Source organism: Serratia sp. Ag1, assembly GCF_000743355.1.
Lineage (GTDB): Bacteria > Pseudomonadota > Gammaproteobacteria > Enterobacterales > Enterobacteriaceae > Chania.
Genome location: NZ_JQEI01000019.1, coordinates 43,470 through 69,355, shown reverse-complemented (window position 1 = coordinate 69,355; position 25,886 = coordinate 43,470). Strand labels below are relative to the sequence as shown.

General features: G+C 50.7%; 19 protein-coding genes, 2 tRNA genes and 1 pseudogene. 12 read left to right on the top strand and 10 right to left on the bottom strand.

Annotated elements, in window-relative coordinates; genetic code table 11:
- Both IV04_RS12490 and IV04_RS12485 read right to left on the bottom strand, forming a co-directional pair.
- Positions 1-1,365, bottom strand: a 1,365-nt coding sequence (locus IV04_RS12490) for a hypothetical protein (RefSeq protein WP_037440862.1), incomplete at its 3' end; no start/stop codon positions are given.
- A complete protein-coding gene (locus tag IV04_RS12485) occupies positions 1,362-1,811 on the bottom strand; it encodes a hypothetical protein (protein WP_051916784.1) in 450 nt (149 codons plus the stop codon). The genes IV04_RS12490 and IV04_RS12485, both read right to left, overlap by 4 nt.
- 1,026 nt (positions 1,812-2,837) lie before the next feature.
- Between IV04_RS12485 and IV04_RS12480 the strand changes: the two genes are divergently transcribed.
- Positions 2,838-2,913 (top strand) — tRNA-Asn (locus IV04_RS12480).
- A gap of 316 nt (positions 2,914-3,229) precedes the next feature.
- Here the strand turns inward: IV04_RS12480 and IV04_RS12475 are convergent.
- Positions 3,230-4,195, bottom strand: coding sequence for a LysR family transcriptional regulator (locus IV04_RS12475; protein WP_051916783.1), 966 nt, complete (start codon positions 4,193-4,195; stop codon positions 3,230-3,232).
- 122 nt (positions 4,196-4,317) lie between these two features.
- Between IV04_RS12475 and IV04_RS12470 the strand changes: the two genes are divergently transcribed.
- Positions 4,318-5,640 (top strand): SGNH/GDSL hydrolase family protein, encoded by a 1,323-nt coding sequence (locus IV04_RS12470; protein WP_037404420.1) that lies wholly within the window; start codon positions 4,318-4,320, stop codon positions 5,638-5,640.
- 356 nt (positions 5,641-5,996) lie between these two features.
- Here IV04_RS12470 and IV04_RS12465 read toward each other — a convergent pair whose 3' ends face one another.
- The 4 genes from IV04_RS12465 to agp all read right to left on the bottom strand — a co-directional run bounded on the left by IV04_RS12465 (position 5,997) and on the right by agp (position 9,791).
- Positions 5,997-6,785 carry a carboxymuconolactone decarboxylase family protein gene (locus IV04_RS12465; RefSeq protein ID WP_037404418.1) on the bottom strand — a complete coding sequence of 263 codons (789 nt, stop codon included), beginning with the start codon at positions 6,783-6,785 and terminating at the stop codon, positions 5,997-5,999.
- Between the two features lie 247 nt (positions 6,786-7,032).
- On the bottom strand, positions 7,033-7,680 hold the full coding sequence (gene alkB / locus IV04_RS12460; RefSeq protein WP_037404416.1) for a DNA oxidative demethylase AlkB: 648 nt from the start codon (positions 7,678-7,680) through the stop codon (positions 7,033-7,035).
- A 90-nt stretch (positions 7,681-7,770) separates the two neighbouring features.
- Positions 7,771-8,466 carry a 4'-phosphopantetheinyl transferase gene (locus tag IV04_RS12455; RefSeq protein WP_037404415.1) on the bottom strand — a complete coding sequence of 232 codons (696 nt, stop codon included), beginning with the start codon at positions 8,464-8,466 and terminating at the stop codon, positions 7,771-7,773.
- A 95-nt stretch (positions 8,467-8,561) separates the two neighbouring features.
- Positions 8,562-9,791, bottom strand: coding sequence for a bifunctional glucose-1-phosphatase/inositol phosphatase (agp, locus tag IV04_RS12450; RefSeq protein ID WP_037404414.1), 1,230 nt, complete (start codon positions 9,789-9,791; stop codon positions 8,562-8,564).
- Positions 9,792-10,049: 258 nt separating this feature from the next.
- Between agp and IV04_RS12445 the strand changes: the two genes are divergently transcribed.
- From IV04_RS12445 to IV04_RS24700, 9 genes and pseudogenes are all read left to right on the top strand, one after another.
- Positions 10,050-10,679 carry a response regulator transcription factor gene (locus IV04_RS12445; RefSeq protein ID WP_037404412.1) on the top strand — a complete coding sequence of 210 codons (630 nt, stop codon included), beginning with the start codon at positions 10,050-10,052 and terminating at the stop codon, positions 10,677-10,679.
- A gap of 3 nt (positions 10,680-10,682) precedes the next feature.
- Positions 10,683-12,224: an MASE1 domain-containing protein gene (locus IV04_RS12440; RefSeq protein WP_231566329.1), complete on the top strand. Its 1,542-nt coding sequence runs from the start codon at positions 10,683-10,685 to the stop codon at positions 12,222-12,224.
- An 88-nt stretch (positions 12,225-12,312) separates the two neighbouring features.
- Positions 12,313-13,602: an MFS transporter family glucose-6-phosphate receptor UhpC gene (gene uhpC, locus IV04_RS12435; RefSeq protein ID WP_037404411.1), complete on the top strand. Its 1,290-nt coding sequence runs from the start codon at positions 12,313-12,315 to the stop codon at positions 13,600-13,602.
- Between the two features lie 90 nt (positions 13,603-13,692).
- Entirely contained in the window at positions 13,693-14,724 is a 1,032-nt protein-coding gene (locus IV04_RS12430) for an ABC transporter substrate-binding protein (RefSeq protein WP_037404426.1), read from the top strand.
- Between the two features lie 70 nt (positions 14,725-14,794).
- Positions 14,795-16,873, top strand: coding sequence for an iron ABC transporter permease (locus IV04_RS12425; protein ID WP_037404410.1), 2,079 nt, complete (start codon positions 14,795-14,797; stop codon positions 16,871-16,873).
- Between the two features lie 25 nt (positions 16,874-16,898).
- On the top strand, positions 16,899-17,957 hold the full coding sequence (gene fbpC / locus IV04_RS12420; RefSeq protein WP_197062214.1) for a ferric ABC transporter ATP-binding protein: 1,059 nt from the start codon (positions 16,899-16,901) through the stop codon (positions 17,955-17,957).
- Between the two features lie 224 nt (positions 17,958-18,181).
- Positions 18,182-18,257 (top strand) — tRNA-Asn (locus IV04_RS12415).
- 180 nt (positions 18,258-18,437) lie between these two features.
- Positions 18,438-19,127: pseudogene (locus IV04_RS12410) on the top strand (tyrosine-type recombinase/integrase); the annotation flags it as partial.
- A gap of 425 nt (positions 19,128-19,552) precedes the next feature.
- Positions 19,553-20,287, top strand: a complete 735-nt coding sequence (locus tag IV04_RS24700) for a LuxR family transcriptional regulator (RefSeq protein WP_051916781.1) — start codon at positions 19,553-19,555, stop codon at positions 20,285-20,287.
- Here the strand turns inward: IV04_RS24700 and IV04_RS12400 are convergent.
- Genes IV04_RS12400 through ribA form a run of 3 tightly spaced genes read right to left on the bottom strand, consistent with a single transcriptional unit; the run spans position 20,274 to position 23,598 of the window.
- On the bottom strand, positions 20,274-21,263 hold the full coding sequence (locus IV04_RS12400; protein ID WP_037404407.1) for an SUMF1/EgtB/PvdO family nonheme iron enzyme: 990 nt from the start codon (positions 21,261-21,263) through the stop codon (positions 20,274-20,276). The two genes, IV04_RS24700 and IV04_RS12400, sit on opposite strands and share 14 nt — an antisense overlap.
- Positions 21,247-22,962 carry a WD40 repeat domain-containing protein gene (locus IV04_RS12395; protein ID WP_037404405.1) on the bottom strand — a complete coding sequence of 572 codons (1,716 nt, stop codon included), beginning with the start codon at positions 22,960-22,962 and terminating at the stop codon, positions 21,247-21,249. The genes IV04_RS12400 and IV04_RS12395 overlap by 17 nt, the downstream gene beginning before the upstream one ends.
- An 18-nt stretch (positions 22,963-22,980) precedes the next feature.
- On the bottom strand, positions 22,981-23,598 hold the full coding sequence (gene ribA, locus IV04_RS12390; RefSeq protein WP_037404403.1) for a GTP cyclohydrolase II RibA: 618 nt from the start codon (positions 23,596-23,598) through the stop codon (positions 22,981-22,983).
- Positions 23,599-24,086: 488 nt separating this feature from the next.
- Between ribA and IV04_RS12385 the strand changes: the two genes are divergently transcribed.
- On the top strand, positions 24,087-25,886 hold the full coding sequence (locus IV04_RS12385; RefSeq protein ID WP_037404401.1) for a WD40 repeat domain-containing protein: 1,800 nt from the start codon (positions 24,087-24,089) through the stop codon (positions 25,884-25,886).

Here is a 25,886-nt window from a genome sequence, read left to right as displayed (position 1 = left end):
CTGCAACGTTTGCTGTAACTGTTTCAGTTGCTGCGTCTTCAATTCGCTATCTTTGGTTTGTGCAGCAAATTGCTCCTGCAGTTTGACCAACGCCTGTTGCCCCTGCTGCAGTTTTTGCAGTTGCAGGGCTTTCTGCTCATTCTCTTTGGACTGCGCAGCAAGTTGCTCTTGCAACTTGGTCAACGCCTGCTGATTTTTTTGCTCACTGTCTTTCGCCTGCGCGGTCAGAGTTTCTTGCAGCTTGGTATTGGCCTGTTGGCTCTCTCGCAGGGCCTGTTCCAGTTGATTGACCTGCAGCGCTTTTTTCTCACCGTCTTTGGTTTGGCTAGCCAGTTGTTCCTGCAACTTGGCTAAGGACTGCTGATTTTGCTGCAGTTGCTTCAACTGCTGGGTTTTCTGATCGCTATCTTTGACCTGACTCGCTAACTGTTCCTGCAGCTTAACGCTCGCTTGCTGTTTTTCTTCTAGCGTTTGCTGTAACAGTTTCAACTGCTGCGTTTTTTGATCATTATCTTTAGATTGCGCTGCAAGTTGCTCCTGCAATTTGGTGAGCGCCTGCTGGTTTTGCTGCAGTTGTTTGACCTGTTGGACTTTCTGAGCATTGTCTTGGGTTTGCACCGCCAGTTGTTCCTGCAACTTGGCGCTGGCCTTCTGCTTTTCTTCCAGAGTCTGTTGCAACTGTTTCAGTTGCTTTGTTTTCTGCTCACTGTCTTTGGTCTGCGCGGTGAGTTGCTCCTGCAGTTTAGCCACCGATTGCTGATTTTGTTGCAGTTGTTTCAACTGCTGAGTTTTCTGCTCATTCTCTTTGATTTGCGCCGCTAATTGCTCTTGCAACTTGGCAATTGCTTGCTGGTTCTGTTGCAGCTGTTTTATTTGCTGGCTCTTTTGTTCGCTTTCTTTGGTTTGGGACGCCAACTGCTTTTGCAATTGGGCATTTTCCTGTTGGCTCTGTTTTATTTCTTGTTTTAGCTGCGAAAGTTCCGCTGCAGATGTCTGCTGCAGCGATTGCGCATTGCGCAGATGCTCAAGAGTCGCTTCCTGGCTGCTGATTTTGACTTTTAATTGGTTGATAGTGGCCTGCAGAGCCTTCATTTCGCGAATGCGCCCACCGCCACTTTCACTCGGTGATTTTGTCAACACATTGGGTTTACTGGCATCTTCATCTCTCGTTTTCGCAGGTCCCGCCTTCTCTATCTGCGAAGGCGTCAGAAACAGCAGTGCTGGCGCTTCGTCCACCTGACGTGTGATAGTGTCCAGTGAATTCAGCGTGTTGGCCTCAGAAGCACTCGCCTCTTCCGCCTGCGCAACCCCCAGCGGCAACGCCAGGGTCAGCAAGGCACTGCAATAGATCCTGCGCTTTCTCATTTAACGCTCTCTCCTCGTAGGATCAAGCCTTGAAGGACATCACGCTCAATATCAGCACAAAGCTGGTTGGTTTTATATTTGTACAAGGCATCAAGAGTTTCTTTGGTATCCGTGTTCACATCACCACGCACCGCGCTATAGACAGACGCGTTACTGACCAGGCGATCAAAGAGGGCTTTCTTGGCTGCATAGCTTTTAGGACTGACCTGTCTTAGCGAAGCCAGTTCACTCTGACACAGACCAATTTTGTTCGCTTTGCCTTCAGGTGGGGTGGTGGGTGGCGACGACACACTAATCTGCTGAGGAGGTGACTGTACAGTTGCCACTGGTGGTTGATTCTGCGGCACCACTTTCTTCGTCTGACTATTCTGGTTCTGGCAACCCGCCAGCAACAGGCCACTGCACAATAACACACCTAGACAGAGGCTTTTTTGGCTGCTTATCATCAAAAATTCCTTTCAAAAATTCCGTTATCGGTATGTCAAAACAGACCCTACCGGGTTTGGCCCTGATGAATATGCTATAGACCGTTCAACGTGGATGAGCAAATATTGAGCCGCAGTAGAGTTCCAGGAGAACATTCCTAGAAATGACACTTAGAGTGTTTTTCGCTCAGTTGAGCTATATCCCACTGTGTTTATTACCGTTTACTGCCTCAATCGGTGACTCTTCCAATCCTTGTCGATACCTAGCGATGATTGGATAAATAATCACCAAACACCAGCCCTACAGCATACAACGCTTAGAAGAGCGAAATAATACTGATATTTTCGATATCCAGCAACTATCAGGAGCACTTACCTACTGAAATGTCGTATAAAAGCAGCCCTCTTCCTGCAAGGAAAATTGATACTCCGAGCTGAAAGAGTCAGTTAGCCATCATGTTCTATTGCGGAAAAACAAACGACACTAAGCAATATTAATCAACCAGTTATCGTCAAATCAAAAAAACACCAAGAAAAAACCGTAACATATTGAATTACATGAGATTAAATTCAATACAAGAACTACCCGATTAAAGTTTTATAAATTAATGCTTATTTAATCATGAATATGATTAATGCTGCCACCTGAAGGAACGGCAATATAGGCCTACCGCAATGCTAAACACTTACCGAGAAATATCCTAATAAAAACAGTGATATGGTAAAATAATATATTATCAACACGCTGAATGTATTTAGGTTATTAAGACAGCCATGTAAATTCGCCAGATTAATCTCAGGTGATAATCTATTCCTTGCCTCACCGCAGTATCCTTAACCACTTATCCGTATAAATAGCGAACAAAAAGAATGCATAATGTACGGCTAGGATCGCCCATTTTATGGAACCGCATCAAGATTGGTTCTGCCTTTAACATGCTGGAAAACAAAGCCATTTGCTCATAACATCGGCAATCGAAACATTTATACACTTTCGTGCTTTACAAGGCCCATAGGCATCGCTATTATTCGCCCCGTTCACACGATTCCTCTGTAGTTCAGTCGGTAGAACGGCGGACTGTTAATCCGTATGTCACTGGTTCGAGTCCAGTCAGAGGAGCCATTTCTTATTCCATTGATGTCTGCTGATGTCTATGGAAGCTTTAAAATCAACGCGTTATATGTGAATAGGGTTACACTGAGTTCCATATTGTTACGTTGACTGCCAGAACTTTTGGGGGCTTTATTGGGGGCCTGTTCGGTTCGATAATATCGAGGCCCCCAAATGTCACTTAGTAATACAGCTTTCAGAAAGCTCAACCCCCAAGTCAAACCCTTCAAGCTGGCCGATAGCGCCGGTCTCTACCTTCTGGTCAAACCCAAATCTGGTATCTCCAGTATCGCTATGGCGGTAAAGAGAATAAACTGGCCTTTAGTGCCTACCCCGCCGTTTCTTTAACGCTGACCAGAAAACTCCGTGATGACTCACGCACGGCGCCCTGTCCGATGTACACTCGCTCGGCCAGAAAATCCAGGAAAGCCCGCACGCGTAGCGGCAAATAGCCGCCTTGGCCAACATAGACAGCGTGGACTTCCTCAACATCGCCTGGATTGCAGTCTTCAAGTACAGACAGTAGGCGGCCAGCGGCAAGGTCATCACGCACCTGGAAGACTGCCAGACGTGCCAGCCCAAGTCCTGCCAAGGCCAGCCGGTGTAATGCCTCGCCGTCACTGGCCTGGGCGTTGCCAGTCACTGGCAGTACGGTATCTTCGCCCGCATGACGCAGCGGCCAACCAGGTTGCGCCCGCACATAGTTCGCGCCCAAGCGGTTGTGTGCCAGCAATTCTTCCGGTGTCGTGGGTGTGCCATGACGTGCCAGGTAGCGTGGCGCTCCGACGATCATCATACGCGTGACGCCGAGCTTACGCGCCACCAGGTTCGAGTCTTTCAGTGGGCCGGCACGCACAGCCACATCGGTGCGCTGCTCCAGGATGTCGATGACTTCATCGGTCAGCACGATGTCCAAGGTCACTTCGGGATGGTGCTCCAGAAACTCGGATGCCAGCGGCAGCAGGAAGTGGTGGCCGAACGGCACGTTGGCATTTACGCGCAAGCGGCCACGTGGCGCGGTGTGCTCGCTGGCGCAGCGTTCGGCCTCTTCCAGGTCGGCCAGGATGCGCACGCCACGCTCGTAGAACGCGCAGCCTTCAGCAGTGAGCTGAAGCTGACGAGTGGAGCGGTTCACCAATCGGGTGCCCAGGCGTTGTTCCAGCCGTGCCACCAGTTTGCTGACAGCCGAAGGCGTCATACCACAAACGCGGGCGGCGGCGGAGAAACCGCCTAGTTCAATGACCCGAACAAACACTTCCAGTTGGCCGGATCGGTTCACTTCCTGGCGAGCCATGACTGCCTCCTTGATGAAATAAACTCACAAATGATGTTCCTGTGGACAGTCTATTCCAAATTGGTCTTTGAATTCATAATTTTTCCATCGAAGGTTTTTAAATTTATCAAAAGAGGACATCCATGAAATCACTTTCCAAGGCTTCTGCTTCAGCCATGCTGACCTTGGCAGTCACGGCAGCGGTCGCCCTGTCTGCTACATCTGTGATGGCGGCTACGCCCGCTTGGGTAGCCAGCTGGCAGGCCAGCCCACAACCCACTTGGGGATCGGACTTTCTGTTTCCCACCAATGTCCCGCCTGTACTGTATGACCAGACCGTGCGCCAGGTGGCACGAATCAGCCTGGGCGGGCAACGCCTGCGCATCGTGTTGTCCAACGCCTACGGCCGCGAACCCATCGTCGTGGGCAAAACTACGCTCGCTCAGCCAGCAGAAAACGGCGCGATTGCCGCCGACAGCCTGCGTCCTGTGACCTTTGGCGGGAAGGATGTGGCAACGATTCCTCCAGGCGCCTCACTGGTCAGCGACCCCGTAGCCTTACCGGTGCCGGCGCTCGCGCAAGTGGCGGTCAGCATGCACCTGCCGAACGCAACACCCATAAGCACCTTCCACTGGGATGGCCGCCAGACGGCCTGGATCGTGCCTGGTGATCAAACCTCTCATGTCGTTTGGGCACAGGCCGGTGAAGCCATGCTGACTACCACGGCCCGCCCGCTGCTGACGGGCATTCAGGTCGAAACCAAGCAGGCCGCGCGGGCGGTCGTCGTGATCGGTGATTCAATCACCGATGGCGCAACCTCCAGTCTCGACAAGGACAGTCGCTGGCCGGACTTCCTGGCCGCTCGCCTGGTCCCGCATGGCGTGGCCGTCGTCAATGCTGGCATCTCTGGCGCACGGCTGTTGTCCGACGGGATGGGTGTCAATGCATTAGCGCGGCTGGATCGCGACGTACTGACCCAACCGGGCGTAGAGAGCGTCATTGTGATGCTAGGCATTAACGACATCGCCTGGCCGGGTACTGCGTTCGCACCAAGTGCTTCACGCCCGACGCTGGATGCGCTGGCAGCAGGCTACCGGCAATTGGTCAAGCAGGCTCATGCACACGGCGTGCGCGTGATCGGCACCACGCTGACCCCCTTCGAGGGGGCATTGGCCGGAACGCCGCTGGACAACTACTACCATCTTGACAAGGATGCCCTGCGCCAGCAGGTGAACGACTGGATTCGCCACAGCGACGTATTTGATGCGGTGATCGACTTCGATGCGGCCCTGCGCGATCCCGCTCATCCGATCCGGATTGCCGCGCGCTTCGACTCTGGCGACCATCTGCACCCTGGCGATGAAGGCAACCGAGCTATGGCCGACGCTGTCGATCTTGAAATAGTGCTACCGGGGCTGGCTAGCGCTACGAGCAGCATTTCATCCAAGACCTTGCAGGAGCGCTGAACCATGTTGTTTACTCCCTATCCAGGCAACCAGTTCAAGTGGCAGACCCATGCCACCCTTGGCTGTAAAAGCCGGAGCTTCTCCGGCTACTATCGAAGCCATAGCCGCAGGCAAACGCCCCCGCAATCTGGGGGTAGAAGAAGAAACCGCCCTGATGGGTTATTTTGTCATGACCTGTTGGGTCATGAACGTAACCCATAAGTGCGATTGTAATAACCGGTACGGTTGGTCACGCCAATAGCGGTCATCAGAGCAATACGCACCGTTGGATCCGTGGGTAAAAACGATGGCATCAACCCACTGGCCAATGCCGCCCGTTGCGCCGACAACCAGGACGCTGGAAGGACAATGACTCATTATTGGGTTTCATTATTCAATTTATCGCTGACGGATAGCGGTGCGGCTTCATCGATAATCCGTAGCGCGTTGAGCGTACGTGGATAACCGATGTAAGGCAGCAACTGCGTCACAACGTCTATCAACCTTGCACGACCGTTACCGACATTGAGATTCGCTGCAACGTGGCCTTTGAGTTGTGGTTCGCAACCCCCCAGCGCTGCCAGCATGCTGAGAGTGAGCAGTTCGCGAGTCGCGATATCTATCCCCGTACGCGTGTAATGATCGCCAAAGCAGTGGGCCGACAGATAGCGTTGGATGTGTGACAGATCCTCAGGTGTTGAGGCGTCAAGCTGCTTAACTACCTCACTGCCAACGATTTGTTGCTTAATTGCCAACCCTTTGGTTGCACGATCCGCAGGCGTGGTCGTGGATTGGCCCGGTAAGGGCAATGAAACTCCGCGTTCAGTCAACACTTCGTTGGTGACATGGATAAAATCGAATACCTTGGCCATCCCGACATAGGGTACTGCCTGATAAACAATCTCCTTGGCCTCAATCGCGGAAACGCCGATGTTAAGTGCCGCCCCGAGCATGACACGGTACTCACGCACCGCCTGGCAGGCAATGATTGCGGCAAGCTGCGTCATCAAGCGAGTGCGGACATCCAGGTTGCTGTGGCACAACACCTCATCAAAGGCAAAATTATCAAAGATTTCGATCAGTTCCGGGTCGCTCACTGCCAGAGTCGAGACATGTCCAGGGAAGAGCCGATCGTGATGCTGGCGCGCATTGCTATTAGGAGACATATTATTGGTCCTGTCTGTGAATGGTCAGTGCTGAGCGAACGCCAGCACCCGAAAACATGGGAAGTATTTCGAATAGGATGAGGAGGAATTTTAAACAATTACCGGCATGGCATCATCTGCCATTCTGCGCATGCGCTTATGAGCCCAATTCACTAATCCAAGGCAATTTCTGGCATTAACTTACCGATATGCTGCAGACATGGCAGCGATACGGTGGTCTGTGTCTATGATTGGGCCAAAACCGCCGTTACCGCGCCTTACGCAGAGTGATATTGATGCGGTGCGCGCCCACCAACGAGTGATAACCTTCCTTCACCGGCATAATACCGTGAAAGCACAGGCGCGACGGGCCGCCCCAAACCACCACATCACCATGAGCCAAAGGAATCCGTTGTGCTCTATCGCTGCGCTGTAAGCCGCCGAACTGGAATATCGCTGGCAGCCCCAGAGATACCGAAACGATCGGTGCACTGAAATCACGCTCGTCCTTATCCTGATGCAGCGAAAGCTTACTGCCCGGATCGTAACGGTTGATCAGACAAGCATCCGGCACGTAGTGACCAAACCCCGCACTTTGTGCCGCCTCATCGGCCAATGCCATCAGAATCGCCGGGATCGGCGGCCAGCGCTTGCCGCTGCCAGCGTCGCGGGCGGAATAGCGGTAACCCTGGCTGTCGCTGGTCCAACCGTTACCGCACCAACTCATTGCTACCGACATGGTAAAGCCACCCGGTGTAGTCAAATGCCGCCATGGCACCTGAGCCACCACGGCGTTGACTGCAGCCAGCAATTCCGGGCCATGGTCACGCACAAAACCGTGCAACACCACTGCCCCTGGCGCAATTTCTTCACGCCACGGTGACGGCAGTGCATCTTCAAAAAGATCGAGCGTCATCGCCAATACCTGTATAAATACACATATATTATTCTAACCACTCAGCGCCACTTGTCCAGTAGCTGAAAACTGCATCGTCATCATTGTGATTTAACAGTGAATCAACGTTGTTACGGTGTCACCTTGCAGTAAAAAATGCCCATGGAATCGACGACCCGCATGGCACTGTGGTGTCAGGGTTTTCAGCAACTCCAGTTCAAAGGTTTGCTGCTGCATATCCAGCTTGCTGAAGCGCGCATCAAGGAAGTCAAAATAACAACGCACCTGCGGATAAAGCGCCTTGAACAAACTTTCTTTGGCGGAAAACACCAGCGTCAACAGTTGCCCGAAAGCCTGCGGCTGTTGGCGTAGCCACCTATATTCCTGTTCACTGATGATCCCGCTCCATAAGTCTTCAGCACGTTTAGCAGGCATGAGCGTTTCCACATCAATACCCACTCCCTCCATACCACTTGCGTGATGCACAGCGCACAGCGCCGTGTCCACATTGTGGCTGATCGCCCCAACAATGCCTTGTGGCCACAGCGGCGCACGATCTTCACCACGCAGTAACGTAAAACCGTGATGCCCCTGCGTTGCCAGTGCTTGGCGCGCCAGATAGCGCCCGGCCAGGTACTCGGCCCGGCGCTTTGCTACCGCAGAGGTTAAGTGCTCAGGGAAATTAATACCGGCCAACAGGAACATCTCATCGCGATAAGCCGCTACAGAAAAGCGACAACGGGCGATCTGCCCTGGATAGTAGGCGATAGCCAGCCATTCAATATGGGGGATAAACGAAGAGAACACGCGTCGTCCATGATAAAAGTGCAGGTAAGGCAGTTTACCCCTACCCCACGCTGCGACAAATACTTTCCTCTCCCTAATCAGGAGAGGAAACAGGTTTACAAAATCCCCTTCATGGTTTTTTCAAAATCGCTCCAGGCACAGAATCCCTTTTTGTCTACCGGGCAGCCGGTCAGTTCCAAAGTCACACGCTGTGGCGGATTTAGCAGCGTCAGTGGCTCAGCATTGCGCAACTGTTCACTCGACTGATACACATATTCAATCTTCAGCAGATCGCGATCGCTTTTGGCATCGTGCCAACGTTGAAACACCAGTTTGCCGCCGATCGGGGTTTTCTCGTACTGATGCGGCAGTTGATAGGGTTTGAATTGCATGGCCGAAAGCAACGAAGCAATGTTGGAATCATGCCCCACCAGCACGGTCAACGTGGGTGAGTCTGGTTTACGCTCACTGATCAGCGCCGCATTAATGTAAGTCAGCAACGGTTTCGCCACGTTCTGTGCCACTACCGCTGAAGTAAATAACGAATCCTGATAACCGTCTTTCAGTTGCGCCAATTGCTGCCATTGCTGTGGCGTTACGATCTTGCCCCAAGCCACGTCCTTCATCGGGAAACCTTCGTAATACTGCAGCATAAAAGCATCCACCAGCGAGTTCCCCACCTTCAGCGGGCCAGAAACCCCCGGCTCCTTCCCTGGCACTGCGCTCATTTTGCTGGGTTCAGCAGTGAGATCGCATTGTTTATCCGTTTTGCAGGCGGCAGAATTCGGATAATCAATAATTTGTGCCAGTTGCTTGTAGGAAGCATCCAGTTTCAACGAGGCCAATTTGGCGTTCATCGCGCTCAGCGCCTGTTGGTTAAAAGCATCGCTGCTATCAGTAATAATCGGGTTGAACGTCGGATCCATTTCACCCATTTTTTCCTGATGATGAACGCTGATATCACACCCAGGAAAGGCTCCATTACTAAAAAACTGCGCAGTCGCGACAGTTCGCTGCAGGCTGTTGGCATAGACATACACGCTGCCATTGGCCGGGCAACCTTCTTGTGGCAAAACGCCAGCCTGTTTCAGCCACGCATTGAAATAGTGCCCCATATACACTTCCAGCACGCCGCCTTTGGTGGTCAACAAACCGCCTGCAGTATCCCACTGCGGCCAAGCCTGCGGCGTGGATTGTGCCAGCACGCTGCCATTGTTCGCCAATGGGGCACGCAGGTTATGACGGCTCATCACTAACACTTGCTGCAGTTGGTAATCCTGAGTTTCAGCAATCGCAGATCCGGTGAACAGCAGTGGCCAGCAAAGTAACAATGTTGATTTTTTCATCCGCAGAAGCTCCTGAAAAATGATTATTTTTAATAAGTTAACGATCAACGAACTATGATGGCGGGGTTAGGTGGCAAAGTATGTGATGAGCGTCACGAGGAGGAAGTAGAACGCCAAGACAGCGTTTTATCAGGAACCAGCAATGCGAGTCATTTTAAGGCTGAATTGTTAACTCTCTTCCATTTTGCAGCGCAATAGTTGCTCCTGAGCCTTTTCCTGCGCATGATGCGGCAAACTACAATAATTAGTTGCAGGCTTATGATTAACGTTGCTTTGATTGATGACCATATCGTGGTTCGTTCCGGGTTTGCCCAGTTGCTGTCGCTGGAGAGCGATATTCGTGTTACCGGGCAGTTCGACTCTGCAGCCCAGGCCTGGCCACATCTTTTACACGACCCTATCGACGTCATGGTGCTGGATATCGCCATGCCGGACGAAAGTGGCCTAAGCCTGTTACAACGTTTACGCCAGCAGCGCCCGACGTTCCGCGCCATCATCCTCAGCATTTATGACACCAATGCTTTTGTGCAAAGCGCTATCGATGCCGGGGCTGGTGGCTACCTTACCAAGCGCTGCGGGCCACATGAACTGGTGCAGGCTGTACGCACCGTCAGCCACGGTGGGTTCTATCTGTGTGCTGATGCACTACGCGCTCTGCGCCACACGCAACAACCACCGAAAGAACTGCAAGTGCTCACGCCACGCGAAAAAGAAATCTTCGACTTATTGGTCAATGGGTTGAGTGTCAAAACCATCGCACAGCAGTTAACCTTAAGTCACAAAACGGTTCAGGTACACCGCGCCAATATCCTCGGCAAACTGCAGTGCACCACCACCGTCGAGTTAGTGCACTTCGCCCTGCAACATCAGTTGCTTACTGGGAGCTAGCCGGTGCCGTTGATCCTGCGCCGGCTGGCGCTTTCCTTGTTTCTGGTGCTGTTTTTCTCCCTCAGTTGGCTGGCTCTGTGGATTATCAGCCTGCATCTCACGCAAGATAGTCAGCAAGCCACGCTGCTTTTGCCTCAGGGGCTGCGGCTGGCGTTGCTGATCCTGCTGCCTCGTCGCTACTGGCCAACCCTGTTAGTGACGGAAAGTGCGATCCTGTTGTGGCTGAATCATCAGCAACTCCTCAACGCTCCTCTGATGCTGATGTTACCTTGGTTAAGCCTGCTGCCCGCCTGGTTTACTCAACGGCTCTGGTATCGTTATCACCAATATTGGCAACGGCTGTCGCTACTGCTGGCCGCTATGAGTAGCAATACTCTGTTATACGGGCTGCTGGCTGGCCCCTGGATAGCCGCCCCTGTCAGCCAGACATTGCTGACCACGTTTACCGGTGGCGTGCTGCTGGTGCCCTTTATCTATCTGGTTCACACCTACCTGAAACAGCAACTGGTTACCACCATGCCAGCACCGCGTCCCCTCACTCCGCAGATCCGCCCTTCTCTGCTGCTGTGGTGTTCGCTGTTTTTCACTATGGGTATTTGCGCACAAGTGGCTATCGCCCCAGAAATGGAGCGCCTGTTGCTGATTTTCATCTTTCTGCCTAACGTGCTTATGGCTTATCTGTTCGGTTGGCAAGGTGGCGTCTTGGCGGCCCTGTTTGGCAGTCTGTTGATTACTCTCACCCGCCAAGCGGGTGGTGCTTTTCAAGATCTGCGCGAGTTGGAGTTGTTCCTTTCGACCCAAGCGCTTTTGGGGATTGGCTTGGGCATTGCCATCAGCCGCCAACAACAACTGGCACAAAAGCTACAGCGCTATCGCCAACAGTTGGAGCGGGAACTGGTGGCCAAACGGCATCTGATGGAGCGACTCGTCACTACCGAAGAAGAAACGCGCAAAGATATCGCCCGCGAATTGCATGATGAAATCGGCCAGAATATTACCGCTATCCAGATCCAGGCGATGCTGGTTAGCCGCACCACCACCACTCCGGCGGCCCACCTGGCCGCTGAACAAATCGACACGCTTTCACAACGTATCCACCACACGACCCGCACGTTGCTACGGCAATTACGCCCACCGGTACTGGAAGAGATGGCGTTCGACAAAGCACTAAACCACCTGGCGCATGAATTTGCCTTTGCCGAGCAAGGAATCGATTTTCATCTCGATTACCACTTACCTGAACCACCGACCGACAAAACGCTGCTGTTTACGCTCTACCGCGTGGCGCAGGAGACGCTTAATAACATCAGTAAACACGCCTGTGCCAGCCATGTCCGCCTGCGTTTGACCCAAAATACTCGGACGATCACCCTTGAAGTCCGTGATAACGGCCAAGGCATGCCGCCCCAAACCAACAGCGGATTTGGCCTGCTCGGTATTGAAGAACGGGTACGTGCTCTTGGCGGCGATTGGTTGCTGCAACGCAGCAACGGCACCCGAGTAATTGTTAACTTACCCACAAAACTGAACGAAACCCCGTCCTGACTAGGAATAAGTCTTAGGCCTCTAAAACCTTGTCTCATCCATTCCTGCTAATCACTCTTTACACTCGCTTTATTGCCCAGAGGAACCCATGACATCGGCCACGTTGACTGCAGAACAAATCAGTGCCCGCTATCGCTATTGGCGGCCACGCCTGATGTTTTCGATGATCGTCGGCTATGGCGCGTTTTACCTGACACGTAAAAGCGTCAGCTACGCCATGCCGGTGATGCAGCTTGAGCTTGGTTTAGATAAAGGCGATATCGGCCTGCTGGGCACGCTGTTTTATCTGGCTTATGGCGGTTCAAAGTTTGTTTCCGGCATGGTCAGCGATCGCAGCCAGGTGCGTTGGTTTATGGGCGTAGGGCTGTTCATCACCGGGCTATTGAACATTCTGTTCGCTTTTTGCCATTCGCTGAATGCGCTGTTGCTGGTGTGGACCTTGAACGGTTTCTTTCAGGGCTGGGGATGGCCACCCTGTGCCAAATTGCTCACCAGTTGGTATTCGCGTAACGAGCGTGGCTTTTGGTGGGGAACCTGGAATACCTCGATCAGCCTGGGAGGTGCAGCGGTGCCGTTGTTGTCCGCTTTTATGGCCTCGCACTACGGTTGGCAATCGGCCCTGTTGTTGCCGGGTGGTATAGGCATGCTGATCGGTTTATGGCTGTGCTGGCAGCTGTGTGGCAAACCGCAGCAGCAGGGATTACCGAGCGTTGGCCGCTGGCGGCGCGATCCGCTGGAGCTTTGGCAAGAGCAGCAAAGCCTACCCATGCCGATGCGGCGGATGCTGTATGACACCATTTTACGCAACCCAACCATCTGGTTGCTCGGTGTCTCCTACATCTTGGTGTACTTGATACGCATTGCACTGAATGACTGGGGCAATATCTGGCTGGCAGAAAGCCATGGTGTAAACCTGATGAAGGCCAACGCCACCTTGTCGCTGTTTGAGCTGGGCGGATTATTTGGCGCTCTGTTTGCCGGTTGGGGGTCGGACTTGCTGTTTCGCGGCCTGCGGGCACCGATGATCCTGCTGTTCTCTTGTGGATTATTTCTGGCGATGACGGCTTTGTGGCTGGCACCGTTACACCACTACGGCTTGCTTTCCGTCTGCTTTTTCAGCTTGGGCTTTTTTGTGTTTGGGCCACAGATGCTGATTGGATTGGCGGCTACGGAGCACTGCCACAAAGAGGCAGCAGGCACCGTGACCGGCTTTCTCGGTTTATTTGCTTATCTGGGCGCAGCGCTGGCCGGTTGGCCGCTCGCCCAAGTGTTACAGCATTATGGCTGGTACGGTTTTTTTGCCGTGCTGGCACTGGCCGCCACCTGCGTTGGCCTGTTGCTAATGCCGATGTTGATGGCCGGGCAAATGCAGAAATAGCAGCATGGTGGGGCAATGACTCTGTATCCCCACTTTATCTCCAGCTCGAATAAGTTCGCTTTACCCTACAAAAACAAAAAGGACCTGATGATGAAATTAACACCTTTGAATACCTTATTGGCCACTACGCTGGCACTGGCTACGCTGGCAGGTACCGCACACGCCAAAGGGCGCCTGGTTATCTACTGCAGCGCCACCAACGCCATGTGCGAAGAAGAAGCCAAAGCCTTCGGGGAGAAATACGACGTTAAAACCAGCTTTATCCGCAATGGTTCCGGCAGCACGCTGGCCAAGCTGGAAGCAGAAAAAAAGAACCCGCAGGCCGACGTCTGGTACGGCGGCACGCTGGATCCACAATCACAAGCCGGGGAAATGGATCTGCTGGAGCCTTACGCTTCACCCAATCTGGCGCAAATCATGCCGCAGTTCCGCGATCCGGCCAAGCGCAAAGGCAACTACTCTTCTGCGGTCTATATCGGCATTCTCGGTTTTGGTGTCAACAACGATCGCCTTAAAGAAAAGAATCTGCCAGTGCCTAAATGCTGGAAAGATTTGACCAACCCAATCTACAAAGGGGAGATCCAGATTGCCGATCCGCAAAGCTCCGGCACGGCTTATACCGCTCTCGCCACTTTTACCCAGCTCTGGGGCGAAGAAGCCGCCTTTAATTACCTGAAACAGCTTAACGGCAATATCTCGCAGTACACCAAATCCGGCATCGCTCCGGCTCGCAACGCCGCACGCGGTGAGATCGCCATCGGTATTGGTTTCCTGCATGACTATTCACTGGAACAAGAGAAAGGCGCACCGTTGACGCTGATTTCACCCTGCGAGGGTTCTGGTTATGAAATTGGCGGCATCAGCATCATCAAGAATGCACGTAATATGGAAAATGCCAAGCTGTTCGTTGACTGGGCGCTGTCTAAAGAAGCCCAGGAACTCTCGTGGAAGAAAGGCCAGTCTTACCAGATTCTGACCAATACTACGGCAGAAACCTCCCCTAACTCGCTGAAACTGGATCAACTAAAGCTGATCGATTATGACATGGACACCTACGGTGCAGCCGAGATGCGTAAAAAGCTGATTTCCAAGTGGGTGAGCGATGTGAAGATGGGCAACTGATCCTGCCTTACCCAGACCGGGCGTGTTTATACCCACGCCCGTCTCATTTTAGTTAATTCCGGGGAATATCATGTCTGAAGCCATTACCTTGCATTCGGTGCAGGGACGGGATCCTATTTTCTACTGGTTGCTGCTGGCACTGGCCGGGTTCTTACTCTTGCCTGCCTATAGCCTGGACTACGGACTGTTGGAGGCTACCCGCGAAGAGTTGCTGGCTGCTTATGGATGGTCGCATGCCGATCTGGCACTGATTTGGTTTTCCGCACCGCTGCTGCTGATGCTACGCCCAGCAATTGCCGCTGGCCGCGAACAACGCGCTCGCCACCTGTTTGATGCCGGTTACGCACTGGTTTGTGGCGTGCTGGTGTTTGTCAGTGCCGCCTTAACCGGCAGCGGTATGGGGTTCGCCACCCTGCCATTGCTGCTGGCGCTGGGTGCAGTGATCACGCTGGCGCTCTCCAGGTTGGAATGGCTGGGAGGCGATCGTTTCGTGCTGGGGTCGTTAGTCGCAGTGATTGCGCTCATCACCCTGTTTATCATTTATCCGAGCATCGCTATCTTTATCCCGATGTTCACCGATGATACCGGCGCTTTCGCCCCGTTGGCGTTTATGCAGATCCTCGGGCAAGCCCATATCCTGCAGGTGATCTGGAACTCCTTCTTACTGTCTGTCGCGGTAGGGATGGGTTGCACGTTCTTCGGCATGGTGCTGGCGATTTATACCACGCGTATTGCCCGCCGTTCAGCGCTGATTGGCCGCGTCTTTTCGATCCTGCCGATCGTCACACCGCCTTTTGTTGTCGGGTTAGGCGTTACCCTGATGATGGGGCGCTCCGGCTACATTACCGAGTTGATGGTGGCCTGGTTCGGCCTGACCAACACTAACTGGCTGTATGGCTTTACCGGCATCTGGCTGGCGCAGGTACTGGCCTTTACCCCGATGTCATTTATGATCCTCGACGGTGCCATCAAGACCATTCACCCTTCGTTGGAGGAAGCCTCCTACACGCTACGTGCCAACCGCTTTCAAACCTTCAAGCAGGTATTCCTGCCATTGTTGAAACCCGCATTAGCCAACTCGTTCCTGATCGTTATCGTGCAATCGCTCGCCGACTTCAGCAACCCATTGGTGTTAGGCGGTAACTTCGACGTGCTGGCTACACAGATTTACTTCTATATTACCGGCGCACAGCTTGATTATCAGGCCGCCAGTACGCTAGGGGTGATCTTACTGCTGTTCTCGCTGCTGGTGTTTTGTGTGCAATACATGTGGATCGGTAAACGTTCCTACGTGACCATTTCTGGCAAGTCGAACCATGGTGACGTGCAACCTTTGCCAACTCTGCTGGTATGGGGCGTGTCACTGATGCTGTACGTCTGGATCGCCTTTAACCTGTTGCTGTACGGCAGCATTTTCTACGGCAGCTTTACCGTCAACTGGGGGGTGGATTACACCCTGACGCTGGACAATTTCAGCAAGCTGTTCGGCCAGGGATTCAGCGACGGCGCGTGGCCTTCTCTGCTCGATACCTTGCTATATGCCGGGATTGCCGCCCCCATTACCGCCATCTTTGGTTTGTTGATTGCCTACATCGTGGTACGCCAACAGTTCCGTGGCAAAAAGGTGATCGAATTCAGCACCATGCTGTGCTTTGCCGTACCCGGCACCGTGGCTGGCGTTTCCTACATTCTGGCGTTTAACAGTGCGCCGGTTTATCTGACAGGCACCGCAGCCATCGTGATTATCTCCATGGTGATGCGCAACGTGCCGGTTGGGATCCGTGCGGGGATCGCCGGTTTGGGGCAGTTGGACAAATCGCTGGATGAAGCCTCACTCAGCCTGCGCGCCGGTTCACTGCGCACCGTGCTGTATATCCTGCTGCCACTGCTGCGCCCGGCGATTCTCTCGGCGTTGGTTTACAGCTTTGTACGTGCCATGACGACTGTCAGCGCCATTATTTTCCTGGTAACGCCGGATACGCGCGTCGCTACTTCCTACATCCTTAACCGGGTAGAAGACGGTGAATATGGTGTGGCGATTGCCTATGGCTCGATTCTGATCGTGGTGATGCTGGCGATTATTTTCCTGTTTGATGCCCTGGTTGGGGAAGCGCGTGTGGCGCGATCCAAAGCCCGGAATGCTGCCTGATAGGCGGCAGATGAGGATGAACAATATGTCTGACAATCAAAATAAAAAGCACTTTGTTGAACTGCGAAATGTCGCCAAACACTTTGGCAACAACACCGTGATTGGCGATCTGAGCCTGGCTATCCCACGCGGCGAAATGGTGACGCTGCTTGGCCCTTCCGGTTGTGGCAAAACCACGGTGCTGCGTTTGGTCGCCGGGTTGGAAAAACCCAGCAGCGGGCAGATCTTTATCGATGGTGAAGACGTGACCGATCGCTCCATTCAGCAGCGTGATATTTGTATGGTCTTCCAGTCCTACGCGCTATTCCCGCATATGTCACTGGGCGATAACATCGGTTACGGTCTGAAAATGTTAGGCAGGCCCAAGGCTGAGATCCGCGATCGGGTACGTGAAGCGTTGATGTTGGTTGATCTGGAAGGCTTTGAAGAACGTTATGTCGATCAGATTTCCGGCGGTCAGCAACAACGTGTTGCCCTGGCCCGAGCGCTGATTCTAAAACCCAAAGTCCTGCTCTTTGACGAACCGCTGAGTAACCTTGATGCTAACCTGCGCCGCAGCATGCGCGAGAAAATCCGCGAGTTGCAGCAACAGTTCAACATCACCTCGCTGTATGTTACCCACGATCAAAGCGAAGCCTTTGCCGTTTCAGACAGCGTGCTGGTGATGAATAAGGGCGAAATCATGCAACTGGGTGCCCCACAAACGCTGTACCGTTACCCTGCATCCCGTTTTATGGCCAGTTTTATGGGCGATGCCAACATCTTCCCAGCCACCATCACCGGCAGCAACGTAGAGATCTTTGGCTACCAGGTGCCGCGCCCGCACGGTTTTGCTCCTGAGTTACAGCAATGCACGGTCGGTGTCCGCCCGGAAGCGATCACACTCAGCCAGCAGGGCGAACCTAGCCAACGCTGCACCATCAGCAAAGTGGCCTACATGGGCCCGCAATATGAAGTGCTGGTGAATTGGCACGAACAACCGCTGTTGCTGCAGGTCAACGCGACCCAACTGCAACCGGAACCAGGAGACAGTTATTATCTGCAAATTCACCCGTTCGGGATGTTCGTGTTAACCGACGAATAAACGGCACAGCCCCCGTTGGATAAAACGGGGGATTTCCGCTCAGTACTTGAAACGATCCTACTTGCCAATAAATATTGCCAGTGGCGTTTTAACCATCACTCAATCAGCTAAATTTACCAAAATCTCAACAAGTTGCGCATTCTGTAGGCAAACAGTCACAGAATGCGTAATCCGCCTTTGACTTCGCTCTGCCCCACCGTTATGATTTTGCTCGTTCACACGATTCCTCTGTAGTTCAGTCGGTAGAACGGCGGACTGTTAATCCGTATGTCACTGGTTCGAGTCCAGTCAGAGGAGCCAATTTAAGGGAAGCAGACGTTCACTGACGTCTGCTTTCTGTATTTCTATCAGTTGGTTATCCCTTCTTTCACGTTCACCCTCGTTCACTAAAAACCACTCGAAGCCATACCCATTTGCTGGTAGAAATGTTGGTAATGCTGGTTCGATTTCCCTTTTACCAACAATCGAGGGGATGTTTTCATGTTACTGACTGATATTAAAGCAAAAAATGCAAAACCCCTTGAGAAGGAATACAAGCTAACTGATGGCTTTGGTATGTTCCTTCGTGTTACCCCTAAAGGTTCGAAATACTGGCAAATGGCTTATCGTTTCGAAGGGAAGCAAAAACTCTTCTCTATTGGTGTTTACCCTGCTGTTTCTCTTTCTGACGCAAGACAACGCCGTGATGAGGCCAGAAGGCTTCTTGCTCAGGGCATTGACCCTAATGCAAAGAAACAGGCAGAGGTTAAAGAGCTAAAAGCCAAGCGTGATAAGACACGCTCTTTCAGTATTGTAGCTAAAGCTTGGTTCTCTACAAAAACCAAATGGTCAGAAGATTACGCTGATGCCGTATGGAAACGTCTTGAAACCTATGTATTCCCGGTTATTGGCGATAAAGATATTGCTGAACTGGATACGGGTGACTTGCTGGTTCCGGTGAAAAAGGTTGAGGCACTTGGTTATCTTGAAGTTTTCATTCGTTCCAGTGAGCTTCGTTTCGCTCGCTGGTCAGAAATTGATTTCAAAAGTAAGTTATGGGTGATACCCGAACAGCGTGAAGCGATTGAAAACGTCAAACATTCAACTCGTGGTGCCAAAATGAAGCGTAAGCACTTCGTCCCCCTTTGTAAGCAAGCTATGAGGATACTGAAAGAGATCCGACAACTGACTGATCCACTACAAATCCGTGCTTTACCCATCATGGTTCCCATATAGATAGCAGTCGTTTCCGTGTTACAGCTACTCACCAGCATAGTAATGAATGTCTGCCCGTCAAAAAACTCGTTTGCGCGGTAATTCCCACAAAACCTGACGTTTATTTTCTTATAAAAATATCCAAACATGAGATACCAATTATAAAAAATAATGAATTCTGTTATTGGATACTTAGCGAATAGTGATATTAGTCACAAAAAATAAATAGCTATTCGAGGTAATAAAACTGAAAAAAATCTATCCACATGAAATATAATAAAAAAACCACCCATCTAAACACATTATTTTATTTTAACCTTTAATTATATTTTCCTTTGCATTTTATTAACGCAAATGTTAATGAATTGTTTGGTTTATTTTAACTAAAAGGAAACCGATGTATGAAAGGTGCCTTTGATTCGTTAGATGATAATAATTATGATATAAATCAATCAATTAAAAAATCAATCATCTCGTGTGGTTTCACATTCTTTAGCATCACTATGTTTCTTTCCCGCTCACTTACCAAAACGGAACGCTTAGTCATTGAAAACTATCCTAAAGAATGGCGAACACATTATGATGAAAACAATTACCATGATTACGATCCCATACTGGCTTATGCGAAAACATTCAGCACGCCAATCCATTGGCATAAGCTATTAACAGATGCTCACCCCGATGGCAAAGCCGTGTTAAAAAACGCATTGCGCTTTGGCATTGGGCCTGGTTTCAGCATCCCTTTTAGAGGGAAGCTCAGCGCACTGGGCATTATCAGCATCAACGCAGTTGACGAAAATCCTTGCCATGAAGACTATGCGCGCTGCATCAAAGAGATCTTGGCGATAACGCCTTACATCCACGAAAAAATGATGCAAGCTCTCGAGCGACAAACCATCAAACTGACCAAACGCGAACAAGAATGCCTTTTCTGGGCTTGTGAAGGCAAAACCTCATGGGAAATCGCACAGATCATCGGCTGTTCCGATCGTACCGTTGTTTTTCATCTGAACAACATATCCGAAAAGTTCGGTACCCAGAATCGCTACCAGACCATCACGCATGCTTTGTTGTCCGGCGCGATCACGCCACAGCTGTTCTCAAGCAGCAGCCACACAAAAATCAGGGTGCCTTAATATCCTCAGCCAACCGGAAACCCATAACATAAATGGCTTTTGGATACGCCCCATGCCGCCTGGTGCAGCGAGCCAAATCATGATGTCGGGTGAAACTGCCGCCGCGCGCAACCCGATAAGGCGCTTGCTCATCCAACTGAAACAGGTCGTCATCCACTATCTTGCCACCAGGGTATGGCAGATAAGGCGTAGCGGTAAATTCCTCCACATTCCCCGCCATATCAGCCAAACCAAACTCTGAGTTTCCCTTAGGGAACATGCCGACAGGCGTAGTTGTCAGCAACCCCAATTCCAACGTATTGGCATAATCGCGCTGGTAGCTTTCTCCCCAGGGAAATTCTCGTCGAACGCCACCGCTGGCGGCATACTCCCATTCGGCCTCAGTCGGCAAACGGAATGCACGATTCGTTTTGGCGGACAGCCAGCGGCAGTAGGCTTCACAATCCTCCAGAGCCAGTGAATTCACCGGATGATTGGCAAAATGAGTAGGATATTTACCGAACAGCCAGCTAGCAGGTAATCTTTCATAACGGCTATCAAGCAAAAACTCGCGATATTCCTGATGTGTGACGCAATACTTCGCTAAGTTGAACCGCTTGATTCTGCAACGATATGCTGGCACTTCCTTGGCGATCCACTCCCGTTTGACCCCCACCCCCGCATATTCTTTCCATATCCTATCGACCTGCTCCGCATCACGCCCTAACACCACTTCCGCTTCGCACAGTGTAACCATAGTCGGAGCCAGAGTATTGATGCGCGGATCGCCATGTAATGCCAACAATAAACCGGCGGCATAGCGCACCGTCAGAGGGCGGCATTTATCTTCAACGATGCCGACAAGATCGCTGGTAGCACAACGGAATAATGATGCCGTCACGACATCAAGGTTATCCAGCTCGGAAGCATAGAAGTATGGCTCCATCCTCATCGCTTCACGGTCAGACAACTGATTGATGTCACGCATAGATCGCATGCATCCCCCCTGTACGACTCAAAGCATCCGCGTGAATAAAATGCAATTCACCCAGGTAACTGCTGGCGATGAAACGACCGTTTGTGGCATCAAAAACAATGCAGGAAATACCGGCAGTAGAAACCTTTTTCATCATGACCCAACGCTGCTGCGTGAGATCATATATAGCAATGGTTCCCCGGTAGTCGCCCGATATAATCAGATTATTGCCGGGCGCATAGCTGATGCATTTAATCGAGTTTTGGTGCGGTGAAGCAATAATTTGCTGCTCGCCCTTGAGACTCCACAACCGTAATGTTTTGTCGCGGCTGATAGAGGCAAAACCGTTGTCTAACGCCACGCAGCCGTTCACAATCATGTCGTGTTCACCGACATAGCATAATGCTGGCTGGGCCAGATTCGTTAAATCTTGGGTAGCCACGGTATGGTCTGCGCAAGCCGTAAACAGCATGGCGCCATGGGTCGCCATGCCTTTTATCGCGTTCTTATGCGCCTGGATATTCTTCACCCAACTCACATACCCGTTATCATCTACGCGCAATAAAATCACCTCTCCGGTATACGCGCCCACTAAGGCAAAGGTGCCTTCGGGATGTTTCAGCACCGCTTGGCAATTCAACGGGGAATGGTGTTGATAGACGATCTCTCCAGTTTCACCATTATAAACAGCGCCATTTTGCCCCCCTTGCAACACCACGCCATTCACTTGAATAATAAAGTTACACAGTGAGGGAAGCTGGTTGATGACCTTGCCATTGCGCACCACATTACCAGCATCACCGGTAAAAATAATATCGTCACCATAGGCATAAACTGCATTAATTCCGTGAGTATCCTTAATTTCATTTTCCACCCACCCTCGCTTATCTAAATCATAAGTGGCGTATCTATCGCCAAAAGTAACAAATACCAAATAGCGATCCCCAACGATGTCACAGGAACGCGGCCAGACTTGCGGCAGTATTTTATCTTGGTGCACCAAGCTTAATCCGTCACGCCCTAAATTCCATATTCTGAAATACCGATCATAACTTAAGCTTATGACCGTGTTATTTTTAACAATCAAACGTTTGACGCCTGATTGATGCGCTTCCACTTGTGAAACCTGCCGGCCTTGCCCATCGAATATCGTGATACGGCCCTCGTCATCACCAGAAACCAGCAGCCCTTCTTTCGTCAGGCTCAGAGTATCCGTTTCCACTCCGGCCATATCAATCATAGCGATTTGTTTTTGTTGAGAGAGACTCCAATAGCGAATCGTGCCGTCATCCCCGCAGGAAACCAATATATCTTCATCCTTCCATTCAACAGAAATAACATCAGCAGTGTGTCCCGAGAATTTAACCAACAACTTACCGTGCAGATCAAAAACACGAACGTTCCGATCGCGAGATGCCGTCGCTATCGAGGACTGAGTCGGATGAAAACTGATGCCCTCAACGTCATCATCGTGCCGCATGACCGCATAAAGTTGCAGATCCGGCACTCTCCAAATACGTAGGCTGTAATCACTGCTTGACGATGCGACGAAACAGCCATCAGGACTAAACGTCACCTGATTGGCTAAATGGTCATGATAACTGACAGAAAGAGGTAAATGCGTTTCAGCATCCCAGAGAATTACTTTATTGTCATAACCGGCAGTGGCAACATAAACATTGTTTGTTGCTATACCGCTAATCGGACTGGTGTGATACATAGTCATCTCCTGATGCTATTATATAGAAACAACTTTCCCGAACGCATGTTTAGCGATATCCGCCTTTGCTTGTATGTATTTCTGATTATCGCGCCCCATAAAGCACGACGTGGAAACAACTTTTTCAACCACGATGCCGGTATCGGTTAGCGCTTGGTGTTTATCCGGATTATTCGTCAGTAAAAATACTTTTTCTATTCCCACAGTCAACAGCATCTCAGAGACACAATGATATTCTCTGGCATCCTCAGGGAACCCAAGGAGTGTATTCGCCTGGAACGTGTCATAACCCTGGTCTTGCAATGCATAAGCATCAAGCTTGTTATAGAGCCCTATGCCTCTCCCCTCCTGAGGTAAGTAGGCAATATAACCACCTTGTTCCGTCATGATTTTTATCGATTCGTGCAACTGGTTGCCACATTCACAACGTTTAGAACCGAAAACATCACCAGTTAAACATTGAGAGTGAATACGAAGATAAGGAGTACCATGTGATACAATCTCGCCCCCCCCTTTATTCTGCTTTGGGATATGAATAAGAAGCGCCTCACAATCAATGTTATTGAAGCTATAAAACCACGACGTTATTTTATTGTCCGTGATGAAAATTTTTATCTTATTTCTGATTGTCATCATAACTATTCTCCTCAGAGATCATCGAAAAGAGAGTAAGCCAGTATTATGGAATAAATAACTGTCAGTATTGACAGGAGAGATACCATAAAGAATAAATGGTATGAAAAACCATCATGTGGAATAAAAAACCAAAAAATGAATCAGAAGCAGAACGCAAAACCAAACAAAATGAAATAAAAAACAGCTAAAGAAAAAGTGGTGGTAAACACAACAATACCGTCCTGTAAAATTCAACAGTTTTACATCCTTGAGCACATTAAGTAATACTGATTGCAGCATGAAAAAGGTCATGCTAATTGCAACTCGACATAAATTTAGGAGATTTACATGAAAATCATCAAAACTGAAGCTGTGCCTAAGACTATCAGTGCTCAGAAAACTATTCGTTCTGTGAAGTAATCTCTGTATTTTTTGTTAATCATAAATGGTGAGCAGGTGATCCTGCTCACCATTTATCAATATTGGCGCTGCTTACCAAAGGATGCGATATGTCTAAAGAGAACATTAATGCTTTCGCCTACGACCGGGAAATGAATATTGCTTTTGCCGGAACGAAAGGCGGCGAGATATTAGTTATACCTGTAGATTCATTCACAGTAAGTATGCGACAAAAACTCCATTGGGGAACGATTGAAGCGATTGCCATTTCTCCAGAAAGAAAGTTATTGGCTTGCTTATCCGGTGACAGGAAAGTATCCATTCTGCGCTATGATGCCAGCTATCGCCTCAACATCGTCGCCCTATTCTCAGTCCGCGGCATTGGGCCAGACGATTTCGGCATCTTTCATTCAACCTCTCAGGCCATCGCTATTCATCCGACCAAAGCGCAGATAGCCACACGTAGTGGCAACAGTGCCGTTGTCGAACTGGATTTCACGGGGGTACAACTTTCCCAGGTGCGCGTATGCGAAGAAGATATTGCAACGCTCTGTTATTCATCTTCAGGCCACTATCTGCTTGCAGGCAGCACTGGCGGCACTATTGGCCTAATCGCCAACGGTGAGCTGCAAAACAGCATCAAACCCGAGGAACTCACAGAAACCGTGCATTGGTTCGAACCGCTGGGAGACGATCGCTACATTGTCGCTTGCGACTCACGTCGCGTATTGGAATTGCAAATCAATGAAAGCGGGCAACTGACCTATCGCAACGGCGAAGTCTTCGCACATGACGATATGGAGCATGTCACTCTCAGCCACGACAAGAAAATTTGCCTGGCCAGTAGCTTTGACAGACGAATTTACCGCATTGATCTTGATTCGCTGAAAAGCACGGGAATAGCACTGACAGCGGCATTCAAACTACGGTGGACAAAATTCGTTAAAAATAGCGATCGCATCATCATTGTGCAAAATCGCGACGGCAGTTTACTTAAAAGCGATATCTTGTCGGGGGAAACGCTGGCGATGATAAAGAATACGCCAGACGCCATCTGGACGGCCTATCGCCACCAAGGCGAAATCATTTGCGCCGGTGAACGCGGCTACTTGTATCGCATCCCACTGCAAGAGGGTGAAGCCTTACTAGGCCGCCCAACTAAGCACCCTTTAACGGATACGGACAGTGGATACATCAAGCGTATTGTCCCTATGAAAGATAACGACTTTATCGCCGTGATGAGTCGTGGGGGCATCATTGTCAATCAAAACGGCACCAGCACGAGGCACGATTTGCCCACCGCTTTTCGTGACGTCTGTTACTGTCCGCAGCGCCAGTGCTGCTATCTAGCTAGCGAAGACGGCACCGTCTACCAATATCACCACGGTCAGATCACCACTCTTCATCAAGGGGACGAGCCGATTTGGTCGCTGGGCGTTTCGCCAAATGGCGCTACGCTGGCTTTTGCGGAACGTCTGGGCAAAATCTATTTATATGACCTGGAGCACAATCGAGTCATTGAAACCACCGACTGTCGCTTGCCAAAACGCCTCAAGTGGTTTGATAACCAGACGCTCTATATTTCTTACAGCGGTTCTATTCATAAAATCTTCTTTGATGAACAGTGGCAACACCATGTTGAGTTTATCAGCCCTAATGACAACACGGTGGAGGATTTTGTTTTCATCGATGACTATATCGTTTTCATCACTTACAACCGCAGAATTTGGCTCTATGACCGTTTGTCCGCGACTCAGTTAGACAGCGTCTATAACAGCGAGGACTATATGAAAAACATTTTACATATCAACGACAATATATTTGCGACTTTAGGTCGCTCAGGCTATCTTCAACAATACGAACTACATAATGAGCAGATAAAACCCGGCACACAGTTGAAAATGGCGTAA

Excerpts from the sequence above, each read along its gene's own strand:
- IV04_RS12485 (WP_051916784.1), bottom strand. The coding sequence starts at position 1,811 with ATGATAAGCAGCCAAAAAAGCCTCTGTCTAGGTGTGTTATTGTGCAGT.
- IV04_RS12475 (WP_051916783.1), bottom strand. The coding sequence starts at position 4,195 with ATGGCTCGCCAGGAAGTGAACCGATCCGGCCAACTGGAAGTGTTTGTT.
- IV04_RS12470 (WP_037404420.1), top strand. The coding sequence starts at position 4,318 with ATGAAATCACTTTCCAAGGCTTCTGCTTCAGCCATGCTGACCTTGGCA.
- IV04_RS12465 (WP_037404418.1), bottom strand. The coding sequence starts at position 6,785 with ATGTCTCCTAATAGCAATGCGCGCCAGCATCACGATCGGCTCTTCCCT.
- alkB (WP_037404416.1), bottom strand. The coding sequence starts at position 7,680 with ATGACGCTCGATCTTTTTGAAGATGCACTGCCGTCACCGTGGCGTGAA.
- agp (WP_037404414.1), bottom strand. The coding sequence starts at position 9,791 with ATGAAAAAATCAACATTGTTACTTTGCTGGCCACTGCTGTTCACCGGA.
- IV04_RS12445 (WP_037404412.1), top strand. The coding sequence starts at position 10,050 with ATGATTAACGTTGCTTTGATTGATGACCATATCGTGGTTCGTTCCGGG.
- uhpC (WP_037404411.1), top strand. The coding sequence starts at position 12,313 with ATGACATCGGCCACGTTGACTGCAGAACAAATCAGTGCCCGCTATCGC.
- IV04_RS12430 (WP_037404426.1), top strand. The coding sequence starts at position 13,693 with ATGAAATTAACACCTTTGAATACCTTATTGGCCACTACGCTGGCACTG.
- IV04_RS12425 (WP_037404410.1), top strand. The coding sequence starts at position 14,795 with ATGTCTGAAGCCATTACCTTGCATTCGGTGCAGGGACGGGATCCTATT.
- fbpC (WP_197062214.1), top strand. The coding sequence starts at position 16,899 with ATGTCTGACAATCAAAATAAAAAGCACTTTGTTGAACTGCGAAATGTC.
- IV04_RS24700 (WP_051916781.1), top strand. The coding sequence starts at position 19,553 with ATGAAAGGTGCCTTTGATTCGTTAGATGATAATAATTATGATATAAAT.
- IV04_RS12400 (WP_037404407.1), bottom strand. The coding sequence starts at position 21,263 with ATGCGATCTATGCGTGACATCAATCAGTTGTCTGACCGTGAAGCGATG.
- IV04_RS12395 (WP_037404405.1), bottom strand. The coding sequence starts at position 22,962 with ATGTATCACACCAGTCCGATTAGCGGTATAGCAACAAACAATGTTTAT.
- ribA (WP_037404403.1), bottom strand. The coding sequence starts at position 23,598 with ATGATGACAATCAGAAATAAGATAAAAATTTTCATCACGGACAATAAA.
- IV04_RS12385 (WP_037404401.1), top strand. The coding sequence starts at position 24,087 with ATGTCTAAAGAGAACATTAATGCTTTCGCCTACGACCGGGAAATGAAT.